At 65.4% G+C, this 18,537-nt stretch carries 17 protein-coding genes and 2 tRNA genes; 14 read left to right on the top strand and 5 right to left on the bottom strand.

Features of this window, described 5'->3' with window-relative positions; all coding sequences use genetic code 11:
* Positions 1 to 7: 7 nt before the first annotated feature.
* The 3 genes from yidD to rpmH are packed head-to-tail and all read right to left on the bottom strand — an operon-like array spanning position 8 to position 997.
* Entirely contained in the window at positions 8 to 415 is a 408-nt protein-coding gene (gene yidD / locus ABLI39_RS06790) for a membrane protein insertion efficiency factor YidD (RefSeq protein WP_349412675.1), read from the bottom strand.
* Entirely contained in the window at positions 408 to 818 is a 411-nt protein-coding gene (gene rnpA, locus ABLI39_RS06785; RefSeq protein ID WP_349412674.1) for a ribonuclease P protein component, read from the bottom strand. Before rnpA ends, yidD begins: the two co-directional genes overlap by 8 nt.
* A 41-nt stretch (positions 819 to 859) precedes the next feature.
* Complete coding sequence (gene rpmH, locus ABLI39_RS06780) at positions 860 to 997, bottom strand: 50S ribosomal protein L34 (RefSeq protein WP_003800212.1); 138 nt, start codon at positions 995 to 997, stop codon at positions 860 to 862.
* Between the two features lie 468 nt (positions 998 to 1,465).
* Between rpmH and dnaA the strand changes: the two genes are divergently transcribed.
* The 12 genes from dnaA to ABLI39_RS06720 all read left to right on the top strand — a co-directional run bounded on the left by dnaA (position 1,466) and on the right by ABLI39_RS06720 (position 14,773).
* Positions 1,466 to 2,887 carry a chromosomal replication initiator protein DnaA gene (gene dnaA / locus ABLI39_RS06775; RefSeq protein WP_146336216.1) on the top strand — a complete coding sequence of 474 codons (1,422 nt, stop codon included), beginning with the start codon at positions 1,466 to 1,468 and terminating at the stop codon, positions 2,885 to 2,887.
* A gap of 589 nt (positions 2,888 to 3,476) precedes the next feature.
* Positions 3,477 to 4,601, top strand: coding sequence for a DNA polymerase III subunit beta (gene dnaN / locus ABLI39_RS06770; RefSeq protein ID WP_349412673.1), 1,125 nt, complete (start codon positions 3,477 to 3,479; stop codon positions 4,599 to 4,601).
* A gap of 92 nt (positions 4,602 to 4,693) precedes the next feature.
* Entirely contained in the window at positions 4,694 to 5,578 is an 885-nt protein-coding gene (gnd, locus tag ABLI39_RS06765) for a phosphogluconate dehydrogenase (NAD(+)-dependent, decarboxylating) (protein ID WP_349412672.1), read from the top strand.
* Positions 5,579 to 5,600: 22 nt separating this feature from the next.
* Positions 5,601 to 6,806, top strand: coding sequence for a DNA replication/repair protein RecF (gene recF / locus ABLI39_RS06760; RefSeq protein WP_349412671.1), 1,206 nt, complete (start codon positions 5,601 to 5,603; stop codon positions 6,804 to 6,806).
* A complete protein-coding gene (locus ABLI39_RS06755; protein WP_349412670.1) occupies positions 6,803 to 7,360 on the top strand; it encodes a DciA family protein in 558 nt (185 codons plus the stop codon). Before recF ends, ABLI39_RS06755 begins: the two co-directional genes overlap by 4 nt.
* A gap of 410 nt (positions 7,361 to 7,770) precedes the next feature.
* Positions 7,771 to 9,858, top strand: coding sequence for a DNA topoisomerase (ATP-hydrolyzing) subunit B (gene gyrB / locus ABLI39_RS06750; RefSeq protein WP_349412669.1), 2,088 nt, complete (start codon positions 7,771 to 7,773; stop codon positions 9,856 to 9,858).
* 57 nt (positions 9,859 to 9,915) lie between these two features.
* On the top strand, positions 9,916 to 12,624 hold the full coding sequence (gene gyrA / locus ABLI39_RS06745; protein WP_349412667.1) for a DNA gyrase subunit A: 2,709 nt from the start codon (positions 9,916 to 9,918) through the stop codon (positions 12,622 to 12,624).
* Positions 12,621 to 13,241, top strand: a complete 621-nt coding sequence (locus tag ABLI39_RS06740; RefSeq protein ID WP_349412666.1) for a DUF3566 domain-containing protein — start codon at positions 12,621 to 12,623, stop codon at positions 13,239 to 13,241. The genes gyrA and ABLI39_RS06740 overlap by 4 nt, the downstream gene beginning before the upstream one ends.
* A gap of 98 nt (positions 13,242 to 13,339) precedes the next feature.
* Positions 13,340 to 13,413 (top strand) — tRNA-Ile (locus ABLI39_RS06735).
* A 32-nt stretch (positions 13,414 to 13,445) separates the two neighbouring features.
* Entirely contained in the window at positions 13,446 to 13,589 is a 144-nt protein-coding gene (locus ABLI39_RS06730) for a DLW-39 family protein (protein ID WP_497899054.1), read from the top strand.
* 70 nt (positions 13,590 to 13,659) lie between these two features.
* Positions 13,660 to 13,735, top strand: a tRNA-Ala gene (locus tag ABLI39_RS06725).
* A gap of 123 nt (positions 13,736 to 13,858) precedes the next feature.
* Positions 13,859 to 14,773, top strand: a complete 915-nt coding sequence (locus ABLI39_RS06720; RefSeq protein WP_349412665.1) for a DMT family transporter — start codon at positions 13,859 to 13,861, stop codon at positions 14,771 to 14,773.
* Positions 14,774 to 14,801: 28 nt separating this feature from the next.
* Here the strand turns inward: ABLI39_RS06720 and ABLI39_RS06715 are convergent, their stop codons facing one another.
* On the bottom strand, positions 14,802 to 15,677 hold the full coding sequence (locus tag ABLI39_RS06715; RefSeq protein ID WP_349412664.1) for a glycosyltransferase family 2 protein: 876 nt from the start codon (positions 15,675 to 15,677) through the stop codon (positions 14,802 to 14,804).
* Between the two features lie 180 nt (positions 15,678 to 15,857).
* Positions 15,858 to 16,796 (bottom strand): hypothetical protein, encoded by a 939-nt coding sequence (locus ABLI39_RS06710; RefSeq protein ID WP_349412663.1) that lies wholly within the window; start codon positions 16,794 to 16,796, stop codon positions 15,858 to 15,860.
* 155 nt (positions 16,797 to 16,951) lie between these two features.
* On the opposite strand from ABLI39_RS06710, the gene ABLI39_RS06705 reads away from it, so the two are divergent.
* Positions 16,952 to 17,497 carry a peptidylprolyl isomerase gene (locus ABLI39_RS06705; protein WP_146336206.1) on the top strand — a complete coding sequence of 182 codons (546 nt, stop codon included), beginning with the start codon at positions 16,952 to 16,954 and terminating at the stop codon, positions 17,495 to 17,497.
* Between the two features lie 9 nt (positions 17,498 to 17,506).
* Positions 17,507 to 18,400, top strand: a complete 894-nt coding sequence (locus tag ABLI39_RS06700) for a rhomboid family intramembrane serine protease (protein WP_349412662.1) — start codon at positions 17,507 to 17,509, stop codon at positions 18,398 to 18,400.
* Positions 18,401 to 18,537 lie beyond the last annotated feature (137 nt).

Below are 18,537 nucleotides of genomic sequence, written 5' to 3'. Positions count from 1 at the left end.
CTATTCGTCAGGCCGCCGAGCGGCCTTCTCCATCAGGCTCAACAGCCAGATACTTGTCCGGGTTGTTGAGCACAACAATTCTGGGGGTGTGGCCCTCGGGCCACTCCCGGTGCCCGGCGGGGACGTGGTCCACACCGCCGGAATTCCATGGGTGGCAGCGCGAGAGGCGCCGGGCCGCAAGCCAGCTGCCCTTTACGGCGCCGTGCACCGTGACTGCCTCGAGCGCATACGCCGAGCAGCTGGGGAAAAAGCGGCACACCTGGCCGTAAAGCGGCGAGACCACCTTGCGGTAGGCCATCAGCAGCAGGATCAGGATGTTGCGGGGCAGATTCCAAACGGCCCGGCCGAGCCATGCTGCCGCGGCTTTGAGACGGGATCCGGGAACGGGGACGACGGCGGCAGTTGAGTTACGCACGCGGGGTCCCTTCCTGTGTTGTCTCGTAAGAAACTGTAGAAGCGGCCTGTGGAAGGCGGCTGCCCAACCGTTTCATGGTTGTCTCCAAAGCGGCGTCATAGTCGCCCAGCAGATCATCCCAGCCGGCGGCCGCCGAGGCGGGCAAGGCCCGGACCACGATAGCGAACCCGCTGGGATACTTCTGCAGCGACAAGGCGCCGGCTTCTCTTAGTCTCCTCTTAACGAGGTTCCTGACAACAGCGTTCCCTACACTCTTGGAAACGATGAAACCGATCCGGCTTGGTTCATCGGCAGCGAGAGCTGCCGTATATAACACTAAGTTCCGGCGTCCATTGCGGACGCCGGAACGTACAGTTGTTGAAAAATCGGTAGGGGTCCTCAGACGGTTCCGGGTGGCTAGCACCGTTCAACTCGCATAGGGATGGTGACCGACGAGTCAGTTATTTAGGCCGACAGCTCGGTGCGGCCCTTGCCACGACGGGCTGCCAGGATGGCACGGCCGGCACGGGTACGCATACGAAGGCGGAAGCCGTGCTTCTTGGCTCGACGGCGGTTATTCGGCTGAAAAGTCCGCTTGCTCACGTTAGTTACTCCAGTGGATCAAAGGTGCGCCCACCCGATCAAAAAAGGGGAAGAACTGGCCGACGCTAAGTTTTGTATGTGCCGCCACCCTCGACTCGCACGACGCAGGCGTCGGGGAGAGATTCAAATGAGGCGAAAAGCGGACACAAAGGACTTCACAACGTTAGGGGAAAAACGCCTCCCGAGTCAAACCGGGAGCTGCGCCGCTGCCTGTCCCCAGCTGTGGTTAACCTGCCCGCCAGCCTGTGGATGAAGTGCGTCACGCGCCTCGATTTCGAACTACACCCATGTGATTATCCACAGGGCTAACCCCAGCTATCTTCTAGGCTTTTCATCCCCTAGAGTGTCCCAGTAGCCGATTATCCACGGACTGTGCACAACCCTGTGGATTAACCCCGGGGCCAGCAGTCTGGTCCGGGTCCTGTGGCTGCAGGTAACGCAGGCAAGCAAGGTTTGAGGAACTGATTGATGACGGTAGACGAAGCCAACCACGCCAATACCGTCGGAAGTTCCTGGCGGCGGGTGGTCAGCCTCCTGGAGAACGACCACCGGGTCACCCCCCGGCAGCGTGGCTTCGTGATCCTCGCCCAGGCCCAGGGCCTGATCGGGTCCACCCTGCTGGTGGCGGTCCCCAACGAACTCACCCGTGAGGTCCTGCAGACCCAGGTCAAGGAAGCCCTCGACGATGCCCTGCGCGATGTCTTTTCCGACGAGATCCGCTGCGCGATCGACGTCGACACCGATCTGGTGCCGCTCCACATCGAACCCGAGCCCACGGACGAGCTTTCCCTGGTGGCCGACCCCCTGGTGGAACTGAAGCCGCAGCCGATGCTGCCGAGCACCTCCCACGAATTCGGCCGGCTCAACCCGAAGTACGTTTTCGACACCTTTGTGATCGGTTCCTCCAACCGCTTTGCGCACGCGGCCGCCGTCGCCGTAGCCGAGGCACCGGCCAAGGCCTACAACCCGCTTTTCATCTACGGCGACTCCGGCCTGGGCAAGACCCACCTGCTGCACGCGATCGGCCACTACGCCCGCCGGCTCTACAGCGGGATCCGGGTCCGCTACGTGAACTCCGAGGAATTCACCAACGACTTCATCAACTCCATCCGCGACGACGAGGGTACGAGCTTCAAAACCACGTACCGCAACGTCGACGTACTGCTGATCGATGACATCCAGTTCCTCGCCGGCAAGGACCGGACGCTGGAGGAGTTCTTCCACACCTTCAACGCCCTGCACAACAACAACAAGCAGGTGGTCATCACCTCCGACCAGCCGCCCAAGCTACTGGCCGGCTTCGAGGACCGCATGAAGTCCCGCTTCGAGTGGGGCCTGCTGACCGATATCCAGCCGCCGGAACTGGAAACCCGCATCGCGATCCTCCGTAAGAAGGCGCTGAGCGAGGGTCTTTCAGCGCCCGACGACGCCCTGGAATACATCGCTTCGAAGATCTCCAGCAACATCCGCGAGCTTGAGGGTGCGCTGATCCGTGTCACGGCCTTCGCCAGCCTGAACCGGCAGCCCGTGGATGTGGCCCTGGCCGAGATGGTGCTCAAGGACCTGATCACCGACGACGGCGCCCAGGAGATCACTTCAGCGCAGATCCTCACCCAGACTGCCGACTACTTCAAGCTCAGCATGGAGGAGCTCTGCAGCAAGTCCCGGACGCGGACGCTGGTGACCGCGCGGCAGATCGCCATGTACCTGTGCCGGGAACTCACCGACATGTCCCTGCCCAAGATCGGCCAGGAACTCGGCGGCCGGGACCACACCACGGTGATCCACGCCGACCGGAAGATCCGCGAGCTGATGGCGGAGCGCCGTGTGATCTACAACCAGGTCACCGAGCTGACCAACCGGATCAAGCAGCAGCAGCGCAATTCCTGACCTCCCGCATCGCGCACTCTTACCTTATTAACAGTGCACTGTGGACAACCCTGTGGATAGTTAAGGGGACAACCGCGGTTAATGGGCTTAAAACCCTTAAGGCGCCTGTGGATCGGCGAAACGGCCCAAAATGTTGTCCCCATCCACACCCTGTTTAAAACCTGCTCCACCCACAGTCCATGAACAGGGCTTAACCGCGGAACCGCACCGCGAGATCCAGTTATCCACAGTTTCCACAGCAGTTATTAACACTACTAATCCCAAGAAAATGAAATTCCCTCAAACAACAGTTTCTTCTCGACCCTCCACCGGCCGGCCCAGGGGCCGTGCTGAACCAGGCCGTGAACCACACTGGTGTAACCCGGGGATGGGAGAACTCGGTTCTTGGGGCTAAGCTGTCTGCAGTGCGTCCGTCCCGGACACGCTCTTGTCATTCGATCCCAGGAACCGGGGTCGGGTGAGCCGGGCCCGGGATGCATGCACTTACCTTTTTGGCGGATCCGGCACGACGTCCGGAACCGCCATGGCAGTGTGATTTTTAGTGATGATTCGTATCGATGTCAGCAGCAATGAAAGGCGGCACCCTTCCGTGAAGTTCAGAGTCGAGCGGGACGTCCTGGCCGAAGCCGTGACCTGGGCCGCCCGGTCGTTGTCTCCGCGGCCGCCCGTACCCGTGCTTTCGGGCCTGCTCCTCAAGGCGGAAGCCGGCACCGTGAGCCTCTCGAGCTTTGACTACGAGACCTCGGCGCGCCTGGAAATCCCCGCCGACATCAGCACCGAAGGCACCATCCTGGTTTCCGGTCGTCTCCTGGCCGACATCTGCCGCAGCCTGCCCTCGGCACCGGTCGAAATTGAGACCGACGGCAACAAAGTCACGTTGAGCTGCCGCCGAAGCAGCTTCCACCTGGCCACCATGCCGGAAGCCGAATACCCGCCGTTGCCCGCGCTGCCCCCGATCAGCGGAACGGTGCCGGGTGATTCCTTCGCCCAGGCCGTATCGCAGGTGATCATCGCGGCCAGCAAGGATGACACGCTGCCCATCCTCACCGGCGTCCGGATGGAAATCGAGGACGATCTCATCACGCTGCTCGCCACGGACCGCTACCGTCTGGCCATGCGCGAAGTTCCGTGGAAGCCCGCCACCCCCGGCATCTCCACCAGCGCCCTGGTCAAGGCGAAGACCCTGAACGAAGTTGCCAAGACCCTCGGCGGCAGCGGCGACATCAACCTCGCCCTTGCCGACGACGACAGCCGGCTGATCGGTTTCGAGAGCGGCGGACGCACCACGACGTCGCTCCTGGTTGACGGCGACTACCCGAAGATCCGCTCGCTGTTCCCCGATTCCACCCCGATCCACGCCACCGTGCAGACCCAGGAACTGGTCGAGGCCGTTCGCCGCGTCTCCCTCGTGGCCGAACGAAACACCCCGGTGCGCCTCGCGTTCACGCAGGGCCAGCTGCACCTCGACGCCGGAACCGGCGAAGATGCCCAGGCCTCGGAAGAGCTTGAAGCGCAGCTGACCGGCGAGGACATCACCGTTGCCTTCAACCCGCACTACCTCATCGAGGGTCTGAGTGTCATCGAGACCAAGTTCGTCCGGTTCTCGTTCACCACGGCCCCGAAGCCAGCGATGATCACCGCCCAGCAGGACGCCGACGGCGAAGACCAGGGCGACTACCGCTACCTGGTTATGCCGGTCCGCCTGCCCAACTAGTCCCCACCGCCACCCTCGCCTCTCAAGCTCGGGCAGGGAACCCTGGCGGCGTGGGCCCACCCGAAATCCCAGCGCAGAAAAGAGTTCACACCGTGCATATCGGACTGATCGGCCTTGGAAAAATGGGTTTCAACATGCGCGAGCGGCTGCGCAAGGGTGGAATCGAAGTCACCGGTTACGACCGCAACGCGGATGTCACCGACGTCGCTAGTGTGGACGAGCTGATCGCCGCCGTGCCTGCGCCCCGGCTGATCTGGGTTATGGTCCCGGCAGGCGAGATCACCGACGCCGTGATCACCGAACTCGGCAGCAAACTCGACGCCGGCGACCTCGTGGTCGACGGCGGAAACTCCCGCTTCACCGAAGACCAGAAGCACGCCGCCTCGCTGGCCGAACTGGGCATCCACTTCGCCGACTGCGGTGTGTCCGGCGGCGTCTGGGGCCTCCAGAACGGCTACGGACTGATGGTCGGCGGCGACGCGGCCGACATCGAGCGGGCCCTTCCAGTCTTCGATGCGCTCCGTCCGGAAGGTGACCGGGACGACAGCTTCGTCCACGTGGGCGGCGTTGGCGCCGGCCACTACGCCAAGATGGTGCACAACGGCATCGAATACGGACTGATGCAGGCGTACGCGGAAGGCTACGAACTCCTCGCGGCAAAGGACATCGTCACGGATCTGCCGGGTACTTTCCGGGCCTGGCAGAAGGGCACCGTCGTCCGGTCCTGGCTGCTGGACCTGATGGTCAAGGCCCTCGATGAGGATCCTGGGCTGGAATCGATCGACGACTACGTGGAGGATTCCGGCGAGGGACGCTGGACTGTGGAGGAAGCGATCGCCAACGCGGTGCCGGCCCCGGCCATCACGGCGGCGTTGTTCGCGCGCTTTTCCTCCCGGGAAGACAGCTCGCCGGCCATGAAGATGGTGTCCGCCCTGCGCCACCAGTTCGGCGGCCACGCCACCCGGCCGGCCAAGTAATCCCTGGAGTCCTGACACCGGCGTGTACCTAGAACAACTTTCGCTGACGGATTTCCGCAGTTACGCCCAGGTGGACCTCAGCCTGGAACCGGGGGTCACCGTGCTGGTCGGGTCCAACGGCATTGGCAAGACCAACCTGATGGAAGCGATCGGGTACCTCGCCACCCTCAGCTCCCACCGTGTGAGTACCGATGCCCCGTTGCTGCGCTTCGGCACCGAGCGGGCGATGATCCGGGCCAAGCTGGTCCGCGGTGAGCAGTCCACGGTGCTGGAACTGGAGATCAACGCCGGCCGCGCCAACCGGGCCCGGATCAACCGCAGCAACCCGGTGCGCGCACGGGACATCCTCGGAATCTGCCAGACCGTGCTCTTTGCCCCCGAAGACCTCGCCCTGGTCAAGGGCGATCCGTCCAACCGGCGCCGCTTCCTCGATGAGTTGATGGTCAGCCTTGTTCCGCGGCACGCAGCCACCCGCAGCGACTACGACCGTGTGCTGAAGCAACGCAATGCCCTGTTGAAATCCGGCCGCGCCGGAAAATTCACCGCCGGCCATGAGGCAACCCTTGATGTCTGGGACCAGCACATGGCCAGGGCCGGCGCAGAGCTCCTGCACGCACGGCTCGAACTGGTGGAACGGCTGCAGCCCCACCTCAACAACGCCTACGCCCAGCTCACCGACGGGTCCAAGGCGGCCGGAGCCGTGTACCGCTCCACCCTGCAGGGGGCGCTTGACGACGACGGCGAATCCTCCGGCGCCGTTCCGGGGGCCGCCCCGGCGGACGGTCTCGAAGACCTCCGCCCGCTGGGCGTCGAGGAACTCACGGAACGGTATGTCCGGGCTTTCGCGGCCTCCCGCCGCAAGGAACTCGAACGCGGCATTTCCCTGGTGGGCCCGCACCGCGACGAACTGGACCTGGTCCTGGGTCAGGCCCCGGCCAAAGGGTACGCCTCGCACGGGGAAACCTGGTCCATGTGCCTGGCGCTGCGCCTCGCCTCGTACTACGTGATGCTCGACGACGCACGCACTGGCGGGTCGGCGCCGATCCTGATCCTGGACGACGTTTTTGCCGAGCTCGACGTCCAGCGGCGGCGTAAACTGGCCGCAATAGTCTCCGGCGCGGAGCAGGTCCTGGTGACGGCCGCCGTCGAGGATGACATCCCGGCCGAGCTGGCCGGTCGGCGGGTGAAGGTCATTCCGGGAGGAATCGATGAGCCGGACAAACGATGAATAAGGATACCGACGGCGGCCTGCAGCCGGGCCGCGACCCTGACGACATCGACGCAGCGCAGGCTGCGCTGAACCGGATGCGCGATGCCGCGGCAGCCCGCGGGGAAATCCGGCGGAAGGCACCGCCGCGGCCGGGAAGTACGCAGAAGCCGGCGCGCAGTGCCGGGACCCGCGGTTTTGGCCAGTTCCACGGCACCGGACGGGATCCGCTGGGGCTCGGCAAAGTGGTGGGCAGGCTGGTGGCCGAACGCGGCTGGAGTTCACCCGTGGCGGTCGGATCCGTGATGGCCCAGTGGCCGGCCCTCGTCGGCCCGGAAATTTCCGCGCATTGCACGCCGGAGAGTTTCACCGACACAACCCTGCATGTCCGCTGCGATTCGACCGCCTGGGCCACCCAGTTGCGCCTGCTGAGCCTGAGCCTGCTGGAGAAATTCCGCGTGGAACTCGGCGACGGCGTCGTGACCAGCATCCAGGTGCTCGGTCCCGCGGCGCCGAGCTGGCGCAAGGGTGCCCGGACGGTCAACGGGCGCGGCCCGCGCGACACCTACGGGTAGCGGCCCGCTACTGTTTGCCGCGGGGTATGAAGCACTTCTTCCAAAACTATTGAAAAATCCGCAAACGCCGTGTAGGGCGCTTCAACGCCCCGGATGCGTATAGGAACCCAGCGGGAGCACCTCTGGAGCCTTGCAGGTGGAGCCAACGGCCTCCCAGCGGCACTTTGCCTGCCGTTTGAGCCCCTGGAATGCGGGATTCCGCCCTATAACACGATAGAATCGTGGTAGATAACTGGGCGCCGGTGAAACGTCGACTGAGTCCGTTTCCGACGCACTTTTTGTGTGCGGAGGCGGGTCCTTGCAGGCGATGCTGCCGGCGCCATCAGTGACGTGCCTGTTGGCGGTAGCCGTTCCTCTCCGGAGACGGCGACGGCCGGCCTTCAACGAACATAGAGGAGTCGAAAGCGCCTGTGGCTAACGACAATACAGATTTCCCGGCAGCGGACCCAGCAGCGGGAGGCGCTGCGGCGGACTTGCCCGCGGAGGCGGCCACGCCGCGCGAATACGGTGCCAGCGACATCACGGTGCTCGAGGGCCTGGAAGCCGTCCGTAAACGCCCGGGCATGTACATCGGTTCCACCGGACCGCGCGGCCTGCACCACCTCGTCTACGAAGTCGTGGACAACTCGGTTGACGAGGCGCTGGCCGGCTACTGCACACACATCGAGATCGTCCTGACCGCCGATGGCGGCGTCCGGGTGGTCGACAACGGCCGCGGCATCCCCGTGGACATGCACCCCACCGAGCACAAGCCGACCGTTGAAGTCGTGATGACCATCCTGCACGCCGGCGGAAAGTTCGGCGGCGGCGGGTACGCCGTCTCCGGCGGCCTGCACGGCGTTGGCATTTCCGTGGTCAACGCCCTCTCCAGCCGCGTTGACACCGAGGTCCGCCGGCAGGGCCACGTCTGGCGGATGTCCTTCGCCGACGGCGGCAAGCCGCAGGGCAGCCTGGTCAAGGGCGAGGAGACCTCCGAGACCGGGACCACCCAGACGTTCTACCCGGATCCCACCATTTTTGAGTCCACGGAATTCGATTTCGAAACGCTGCGGGCCCGCTTCCAGCAGATGGCCTTCCTGAACAAGGGCCTGCGCATCACGCTGACCGACGAGCGCCACGCCGCCGCGGAACCGTCCGATGACGGTGATCTGGATCTTGACGTCGTCGAAACAGAGGGCGAAGTCCCCGCCGAGTTCCACACGGTGGTCTACCAGTACGACGACGGCCTGCTGGACTACGTGAAGCACCTGAACTCGGGCAAGAAGGTCGACGTCGTCCACGAGGACGTCATTGCCTTCGAGACCGAGGACACGGAACGGCACATTGCCCTGGAAATGGCGATGCAGTGGACCAACGCGTACTCCGAGAGCGTCCACACCTACGCCAACACCATCAACACCCACGAGGGCGGCACCCACGAAGAGGGTTTCCGCGCCGCGATGACCTCGCTCATCAACCGCTATGCGCGGGAGAAGAGCATCATCAAGGAAAAGGACGACAACCTCACCGGTGACGACATCCGCGAAGGCCTGACAGCGGTCATCTCGGTGAAACTTTCCGAGCCGCAGTTCGAGGGCCAGACCAAGACCAAACTCGGCAACTCCGAGGTCAAGGGCTTCGTCCAGCGTGTGGTCACCGACGGCCTCGGCGACTGGCTGGAACGCAACCCGGGCCCGGCCCGCGACGTCATCCGCAAAGCCATCTCCGCTGCCCAGGCCCGGATGGCCGCCCGGAAGGCCCGCGACAACGCGCGCCGCAAAAGCCCGCTGGAATCCTTTGGCATGCCCGGCAAGCTCTCCGACTGCTCCTCCAAGGATCCGCAGAAGTGCGAGGTCTACATCGTGGAGGGTGACTCGGCCGGCGGTTCGGCCAAGCGCGGACGCAACCCCGAAACCCAGGCCATCCTCCCGCTGCGCGGCAAGATCCTGAACGTCGAACGCGCCCGGCTGGACAAGGCGCTCGGCAACGCCGAAGTTCAGTCCATGATCACCGCCTTCGGCACCGGCATCGGGGAGGACTTCGACCTCGCCAAGCTGCGGTACCACAAGATCGTGCTGATGGCCGATGCCGACGTTGACGGCCAGCACATCACCACGCTGCTGATGACCCTGCTGTTCCGCTATATGCGCCCGCTGATCGAGAACGGCTACGTCTACCTCGCCCAGCCCCCTCTGTACCGGATCAAGTGGTCGAACGCGCCGCACGACTACGTCTACAGCGACCGCGAACGAGACGCGAAGCTGGTCTCCGGCCAGGCCGCCGGGCGCCGTATCCCCAAGGACAACGGCATTCAGCGCTACAAGGGCCTCGGCGAGATGGATTACACGGAGCTGTGGGACACCACCATGGACCCGGAACACCGCACCCTGCTTCAGGTCACCATGGACGACGCCCTGGCCGCCGACCAGACCTTCTCCACCCTGATGGGCGAGGACGTTGAATCGCGACGAAACTTCATTCAGCAGAACGCCAAGGACGTTCGGTTCCTGGATATCTAGCGCCTCGGCCCTGAATATTCCTGAACCGATATATACCTGAAACGGAAAACATAGACGATGAGTGACGAAACACCCGAAGTCCCCGCCGCCTCCGGCGCGGAGCCCGTACTCGAAGGCAACGTTCTTGACACCGATGTGCTGACGGACCGCGTCGAGCAGGTCGACCTGCAGACCGAAATGCAGCGCTCCTACCTCGATTACGCCATGGCCGTGATCGTGGGCCGCGCCCTGCCCGACGTCCGGGACGGCCTCAAGCCGGTGCACCGCCGCGTGCTCTATGCGATGTTCGACGGCGGCTACCGCCCGGAGCGCTCCTTCAACAAGTGCGCCCGCGTGGTCGGCGAAGTTATGGGCCAGTACCACCCGCACGGCGACACCGCGATCTACGACGCCCTGGTCCGCCTGATCCAGGACTGGACCATGCGCTACCCGCTGGCACTGGGCCAGGGCAACTTCGGCTCGCCCGGCAACGACGGCGCCGCCGCACCGCGGTACACCGAAACCAAGATGGCGCCCCTGGCCATGGAAATGGTCCGCGACATCGACGAGGAAACCGTCGACTTCCAGGACAACTACGACGGCAAGAATCAGGAACCCACCATCCTGCCGGCGCGGTTCCCGAACCTGCTGGTCAACGGCTCCTCAGGCATCGCCGTCGGTATGGCCACCAACATCCCGCCGCACAACCTCCGCGAGGTCGCCGACGGTGTGCAGTGGTACCTGGCCAACCCGACCGCCAGCCGCGAAGAACTGCTCGAAGAGCTGATCCAGCGCATCAAGGGACCCGACTTCCCGACCGGCGCCACGATCCTGGGCCACAAGGGCATTGAGGATGCCTACCGTACCGGCCGCGGCTCCATCACCATGCGCGCCGTGGTCAACGTCGAGGAACTCCAGGGCCGCACCTGCCTGGTGGTCACCGAACTGCCGTACCAGGCCAACCCGGACAACCTGGCGATCAAGATTGCCGAACTCGTCAAGGACGGCAAGATCTCCGGCATCGCCGACCTCCGCGATGAGACCTCCGGCCGCACCGGCCAGCGCCTCGTCATCGTGCTCAAGCGCGACGCCGTCGCCAAGGTGGTGCTGAACAACCTCTACAAGCACACCCAGCTGCAGGACAACTTCGCCGCGAACATGCTGGCCATCGTGGACGGCGTGCCGCGCACGCTGAGCCTCGATGCTTTCATTCGGCACTGGGTGACGCACCAGATGGACGTCATTGCGCGCCGGACCCGCTACCGCCTCCGCAAGGCCGAGGAAGAGGCGCACATCCTGCGCGCCCTGCTCAAGGCCCTCGACGCCCTCGATGAGGTCATCGCCCTGATCCGGGCCTCGAGCACCACCGACGCCGCCCGCGAGGGCCTGATGCAGCTGCTGGATATCGATGACCTCCAGGCCAAGGCCATCCTGGACATGCAGCTGCGCCGCCTCGCCGCCCTGGAACGCCAGAAGATCCAGGACCGCCATGCCGAACTCGAGGCGCTGATCGCCGAGTACAACGCGATCCTGGCCTCCGAAGAGCGGCAGCGCGAGATCATCAGCACCGAACTCGCCGAGATCGTGGCCAAGCACGGCGACGACCGCCGCACCAAGGTCCTGCTGGGCTTCGACGGCGACATGTCGATCGAGGACCTGATCCCCGAAGAGGAAATGGTCGTCACCATTACCCGCGGCGGCTACGTCAAGCGCACCCGCAGCGACAACTACCGCTCGCAGCAGCGCGGCGGCAAGGGCATCAAGGGCGCCCAGCTGCGCGGCGACGACGTCGTCGAACACTTCTTCGTCACCACCACGCACCACTGGCTGCTGTTCTTCACCAACCTGGGCCGGGTCTACCGCGCCAAGGCGTACGAGCTCGTGGAAGCCGGCCGCGACGCCAAGGGCCAGCACGTGGCCAACCTGATGGCGTTCCAGCCGGACGAGCACATCGCCCAGGTGCTGGACCTCCGCGACTACCAGCACGCCCCGTACCTGGTGCTCGCCACCAAGCGCGGCCTGGTGAAGAAGACGCGCCTGGAGGACTACGACACCAACCGGTCCGCCGGCGTGATTGCCATCAACCTGCGCGACGGCGACGAGCTTGTCTCCGCCCAGCTGGTGTCCGAGACCGATGACCTGATGCTGGTGTCCCGCAAGGGCCAGTCGATCCGGTTCACGGCGACGGACGAGGCCCTGCGCCCGATGGGCCGGGCAACGTCGGGTGTGACCGGCATGAAGTTCCGCGAGGATGACGAACTGCTGGCGGCGGACGTCGTGCAGGACGGCTCCTTCGTCTTCATTGTCACCGAAGGCGGCTTCGCCAAGCGGACCGCGGTGGAGGAGTACCGTCTCCAGGGCCGCGGCGGCCTCGGCATCAAGGTCGGCAAGTACCAGGAAGAACGCGGCCACCTCGTTGGTGCCCTGATCGTCCAGGAAGAGGACGAGGTCCTGGTGGTCATGGAAGGCGGCAAGGTGGTCCGGTCCTCGGTGGCCGGCGTTCCGGCCAAGGGACGGGACACCATGGGCGTGATCTTCGCCAAGCCGGACAAGAACGACCGCATCATCGCGGTGGCCCGGAACAGTGAGCGCGGCCTCGAGACCGAGGAAACTGACCTCGAAAGCGGCGCTGAACCTCCGGCTACGGAGCAGGATGACGTAACGTTGGCTGGAGAAGCCGGATCACGCGAGGGGTCCGCAGAGACAGAATCAGTACCGGCCCCGGAGTCAGATGAGTCATCAGGCCATGCCGAGCTGGACGAAGACAACACCGGAGGTAACGCGTGAGTAATTCCGACTCATATCCCAAGTCGAGCAGCGGTCCCGGCGGCATGCGGCCGCCGGCTGCCGCCCCGCGGGTGAACGCGCCGTCGCGTCCGCAGCAGCGCCCGGGCGTCGTCGGATCCGGCCAGCGCCCGGCAGCACCCGGCCAGCGTCCCGCCGCGCCCGGCCAGCGCCCGGCAGTGCCGGGACAGCGCCCAGAAGCCGCCGGCCAGAGGCCCGGCCAGCCGGGCCTCGTGAAGCCGGCCCCGAAGGCCAAGGTACGCCGCGCACGCCTGCTGGTCAGCAAGGTGGACCCCTGGTCCGTGCTCAAGATGGCCTTCCTCCTGTCCGTTGCCCTCGGCATCGTCACCGTCGTTGCCGCGATCGTGCTCTGGACCGTCCTGGACCTGACCGGCATCTTCGACCAGGTCGACGGCCTGCTCGGAACCCTGGCCGGTTCCGAGAGCGGCGGCTTCGAGCTGAAGAAGGTCGCCTCCCTCGGTCAGGTGGCCTCCTTCGCCGTGATTATCGCGGTGATCAATGTGGTCCTGCTGACCGCCCTGTCGATGCTGTCGGCAGTGCTCTACAACATCGCGGCCACCCTCGTGGGCGGCATCGGCGTCACCCTCACGGACGACTAAATCCTCTACTTTTCCCCGGGAATCCCTGGGGGAATGCCTCGATTTGAGATCGGGCCGGGATGTGCTGTAAAGTCATATCTCGGCCCGATGAGGCATCGGGGCGTATAGCTCAGGCGGTTAGAGCGCTTCGCTGATAACGAAGAGGTCCCAGGTTCAAGTCCTGGTACGCCCACGGAACCTGTACTGGTTCCTGTAAAGGTCCACGTGAAACCGGACCGGAACGGGGTGCATGTGAAGAAGTTGCTGGTAGTTGCAGCCACGATCGCAGGCGTCCTGCTCTACAGGAAAGTGCAGGAATCCGAGGCCCGGAAGGCAGTCTGGAGCCAGTCGACCGACACGGTTGATTAGCCCGGATCCCGGCAGGGAAGCTGGAAACAGCTCTCCGGCGCTGGGGTATGATTGACGGGTTGCTTCTTATGGGGGCATGGCGCAATTGGTAGCGCACCTGCTTTGCAAGCAGGGGGTTCGGGGTTCGAGTCCCCGTGCCTCCACCATAAGAAAAGGTCCCGGTCAGCGGAAACGCTGGCCGGGACCTTTTGCGTTGTACCCGGCAGGATGCCCGCGTCACGGGACCGCCCGGGACGGTGACAGGGCCGCCTGCCCACTACTGTTGAAGCGTGAACTTCTTCCTCGCCGCGCTGGGGGTGCTGGGCGTCGCCTCGTCCGGACCCCTGATTGCCGCCACCCTGGGCGCCACCTCCGTCAGCGCCCTCGCGATCGCGTTCTGGCGCAACGCGATCGGAGCTGCGGTCATGGCCGGGCCCGTGCTGGTCCGGCAGCCCCGACAGTTCGGCCGGGTCACCGGCAGCGAGTTCCGCTGGTCCCTCGCCGCAGCGTTCGCGCTGGCCTTGCACTTCGCCTGCTTCATCACCTCCCTGCAGCTGACCTCGGTGGCCGCCGCCACCGCCCTGGTCTGCCTGCAATCGGGCTGGATTGCCGTGTTCCAGCTCTTCCGCGGCGTCCGGCACCGCTGGCAGGTCCTGGCCGGCCTCGGCCTCGCCTTCGGCGGAGTCGTGGCTATTACCGGCTTCGACATGGGCAGCTCCCCGGAGGCTCTAATCGGGGATCTCCTCGCGGTCGCCGGAGGCGTGCTGGCAGGCATCTATACGCTGGCCGGGGGCAAGGCCCGCCAGACCATGGGCACCGGCGTCTACACCACGCTCTGTTACGGCATGTGCGCGGCCGTCGTCGCCGTCATGGCTATCGCTGCCGGGCAGCCGCTGGTCGGCTTCGAAGCGGCGGGCTGGCTGGGAATCCTTGCCATCACGGTCTGCGCCCAGCTCGTGGGCCACACGGCGTTCAACCACCTGCTCGCCACGATGAGTCCGCTGCTGGTGTCGATGATCATTCTGCTGGAGATCCCGGGCGCGGCGCTGCTGGCGGCGGCGTTCCTGGGTGAGACCCTCCCCGCGGGCACGTACGCCGGGCTGGGGATGATCCTGGTGGGTCTCGCCGTCGTCGTGATGGGACAGCGCCGCTCCCGTGCGGTGCGGCGCAGCGCTGCCCGCCTCGCGGAGCTGGGAACGGACTGACGACGACGGCGGCAGGCGCCGTCGGGGCCTACTGGCCGCCGCGCCGGGCCGGCTGGGCGGTGTTGACGGTGTGGATGGCGCGCAGCAGCTTGGCCGGGAAGTAGACCGAAAAGAAGACGACCATCGGTGCCTTCAGCGCCATCTTCTTGACGTTGTGCGCCTTGTACGTGCGGTCGAACCGCGTCACGTAGTAGCGGTAGTCGCGCGGTGAGTCCTCGAGCCGGCGTGCCGACATGCCGGACACCATCTGCGGCCAGTACTGGATTCGGAGCTCGTGGTCCGCGAGGTGCAGCGAGAGGTCGATGTCCTCGTGCATCTCGTCCTTCTCGTCCCGGCAGGTCTCCAGCCGGATCGTCTCCCAGGCTGAACGGCGCAGGGCCATGTTGGAGCCGAAGAGGAAGTGATACTGGTGCTTGGCCAGCTTGAGCATGAGCTGGCGCATCTTGTCATCGGCCTTAAGGCCAAAACGACGCATCGGCATGTCGTAGTAGACGACGGGACCGGTGGCCGCATGGACCGCCGGGTCCGTGAAGGCCTTCTGGACCTGTTCCACCCAGTCCGGCTCCAGCACGGAGTCGGCGTCGATCCTGCCCAGGATGTCGCCGGTGGCGTGGTCAAGGCCGAAGTTGCGCGTTGGAATCAGGCCTTGGTCCTTGTCCTGGCTGAGCAGGATGATCGGGCTCTCCGGGTATTCCAACTGCATCTGCCGGACGATCTCCGCGGTGCGGTCCTTGGACATGTTGTCCACCACGATGATCTCGTGGGCGGGGACGGACTGGTAGACGGCGGCAATCAGGCACTGCCGAATAACACTTTCCTCGTTGTATGCAGGAATGACGATGGAGACGGCCGGAGGCAGCAACGCATCGTGCAGGGTGTCCGCAGAGGATTTTTCGGGTGACATCCCCCCAAATTTAGCACCTGCACCGCAGCCGGCGGCTGTCGGCGGGGCCCGCACCGCGGGAAGGGAGGCCGTGGGTAGGGCGGGCCCGGGGCGGGCAGCGGCAAATGCGGGCAAACCAAAGGAAGGGATCCCGCCGGTGGCGGAATCCCTCCCTGATGCTTGGTGCCGTGCGGCGGCCGGCTACTTCGCCTTGTTTTCGCCGTTCAGGCTCGAGGCAATGTTCCGTACCGCGGTCTTGGCGTCGGTGGCAACCTTCGTGGAGGTGTCGTCGGACTTGGCAGCCACCTCGTCGGCGGCGTCAGCTGAGGCCTCGGCAGCCTTGTCGGCGGCCGCGACGGTTGCCGCAGCCGCGTCGTCGGCCGTGTCCTTCACAGTGTCCTTCACATCGGTCACCGTGGTGGCCGGGACCGGCGCCGGCGTCGTGGGCGTGACGGGGGCCGGGGTCTTCCACGGGTCCTCGATCGGCTTGGAGGCCTTCCAGGCGGCGACGCCCGCGGCCACGGCCGCAGCGATGACGCCGAAGATGAGGAAACCGCGGTGCTTCGGTTTCTGCGGCTTGGCGACCTCGCCCGTAACAACACGGCTGGCTTCGGCTGCGGCGGCCTTGAGCTGCTGCCCGGCGGTCTGCGCCTGCTCCTGGATGTTGTGGACAACACCGGAGTCGACCAGCCGCTGTGCCACGGCGTCCACGTGTGCCGGTGCGCCTTCAAGGGTGCGGTGCACGGCGTCGGAGGCGTGGCCGATCTGGTCCGAGAGCTTGGGAAGGTACTCGACGACGACGCGGTCGCGGGCGTTGGCGATTACCGGGGTGGCCTTGTCCAGGGCCTCGTGCAGCCGCGGGGTGGCGCTCTCGACAGCGTCGTGGATCTTGGGCGCCAGCTGGGCCAGGCCGTCCTGGATCCGGGGGGTTACCGTCGCAACGCCGCCGGCCAGGTTGTGGGCGGCCGACTTCAGGCCCTCCTGGATCTTGGGAGAAGCGGTGTCCAGACCCTGCTGCAGGCGGGGGACGGCCCAGTCGACTGCTGCTTCAACCCGGGGGGCTGCCCAGTCCTTGGCGTTCTCTACTGCGGTGCTGACTGACTGCTCCAGCTCACGGGCAATACGATCCGTTTTCTTCACAACTACCTCCCGATTAATGTGACGGTTCTGCTGTTAGCCTACGTGTCCGGGACCCCACCGGCCATTATTCGGCCCGATTTGGCCCCGATTTCACCCAGCGCGGAACTGACTGCGCGGCCCTGTACGTGGGGGCCTGCCGTGGAAGAATAGGGCCTATGACTGCCAACGCAACCGCAAAAGCCACTATCCACACGAGCCTCGGCGACATCGTCGTGAACCTCTTCGGCAACCACGCGCCGAAGACCGTCGACAACTTCGTCGGCCTGGCGACCGGTGAAAAGGCCTGGACCCACCCGGAATCCGGCGAGGACAAGACCGGCACGCCGCTCTACAACGGCACCATCTTCCACCGCATCATCAAGGACTTCATGATCCAGGCCGGCGACCCGCTGGGCCGCGGCATCGGCGGACCGGGCTACAAGTTCGACGACGAAATCCACCCGGAGCTCACCTTCAACGAGCCCTACAAGCTGGCCATGGCCAATGCCGGCATCCAGATGGGCCGCGGCACCAACGGATCCCAGTTCTTCATCACCACCATCCCCACCGGCTGGCTGCAGGGCAAGCACAGCATCTTCGGCGAGGTGGCGGACGAGGAATCCAAGAAGGTCGTCGACGCCATCGAGGGTGTCCGCACCGGCATGGGCGACCGCCCGGTCGAGGACGTTGTTATCAACAGCATTGACGTAGAAAAGCTCTAGCCCCAGGCCATGAGCTACGGAATTCCGGCGGCAGAGCCGTCCGCGGAGATCCCGGTATGCCCCCGGCACCCGGACCGCCCCGCCTATGTGCGGTGCCAGCGGTGCGGGCGCCCCGCGTGCCCCGATTGCCAGCGGGCGGCCGCCGTCGGATTCCAATGCGTTGACTGTGTCAACGAAACAAAGCGCACGACGGCGGCGCCGCGCTCGGTCTACGGCGGCGCCGCCGCCTTAGGGAGGCCCCTGGTCACGCTGGGGATCATCGCTGCCTGTGCGTTGCTGTACGTGCTGCAGTGGGTGGTTCCGAACGACGGGATTTACCAAAACTTCGCATTCGCCACCGTGTACGCCACCCCGGAGTATGGGGTGTTCGAGCCCTGGCGCATGCTGACGTCGGCTTTCCTTCATTCCCAGGGCTTCATCCTCCACATTGTGTTGAACATGTACATGCTGTGGATGTTCGGGCAGGCGCTGGAACCCCTCCTCGGGCGCATCCGCTTCCTGGCCCTGTATTTGCTCTCCGCCGTGGGCGGTTCCGTCGGCTATCTGCTGCTGACGCCGGGCTACGTTCCGGGCCAGCCCCTGGCCGGTGTCGTGGGCGCTTCCGGTGCCATCTTCGGTCTCTTCGGCGCCATGCTGGTGGTCCAGCGCCACCGCGGCGGCGACACCAGGCAGCTTTGGGTGCTCATCGCCATCAACGGCGTCATTGGCTTTGTGGTCCCGCAGATCGCCTGGCAGGCCCACCTGGGCGGCCTGGTCACCGGGGCCTTATGTGCCGCCGGGCTCGCCTACACTCCGCGCGGCCCCCGCCGGGGACTGCTGCAGGCCGCCGGACTGGCCCTAGTGGTGTGCCTGCTCATTGCGGCCACCGTCCTGCGCGTCGCCGCCACCGCCCTCCCGGCCTAGCCGCCGGCCGCGCCCCGCCCCCTCCACCGCACCCCGCCCCCATTGCCCGCTCCGCGCCCCCAGCCGCAGGTTTCCGCGACGGTTTCGGACTGGCGCGGCCCGGGCCCGGAACTTGTCAACCTCCTTGAGACAGACCC

Origin of the sequence: Pseudarthrobacter sp. B907, assembly GCF_040137805.1 — a bacterium.
Classification (GTDB): Bacteria; Actinomycetota; Actinomycetes; order Actinomycetales; family Micrococcaceae; genus Arthrobacter.
Note: the sequence above shows the minus strand (reverse complement) of the source record. Positions and strands in the feature narration are given on the sequence as shown.

What these genes read in the sequence shown, in the direction of transcription:
- dnaA (WP_146336216.1), top strand. Translation starts at nt 1,466, where the DNA reads ATGACGGTAGACGAAGCCAACCACGCCAATACCGTCGGAAGTTCCTGG.
- ABLI39_RS06755 (WP_349412670.1), top strand. Translation starts at nt 6,803, where the DNA reads ATGAATAAGGATACCGACGGCGGCCTGCAGCCGGGCCGCGACCCTGAC.
- gyrA (WP_349412667.1), top strand. Translation starts at nt 9,916, where the DNA reads ATGAGTGACGAAACACCCGAAGTCCCCGCCGCCTCCGGCGCGGAGCCC.
- ABLI39_RS06715 (WP_349412664.1), bottom strand. Translation starts at nt 15,677, where the DNA reads ATGTCACCCGAAAAATCCTCTGCGGACACCCTGCACGATGCGTTGCTG.
- ABLI39_RS06705 (WP_146336206.1), top strand. Translation starts at nt 16,952, where the DNA reads ATGACTGCCAACGCAACCGCAAAAGCCACTATCCACACGAGCCTCGGC.
- ABLI39_RS06700 (WP_349412662.1), top strand. Translation starts at nt 17,507, where the DNA reads ATGAGCTACGGAATTCCGGCGGCAGAGCCGTCCGCGGAGATCCCGGTA.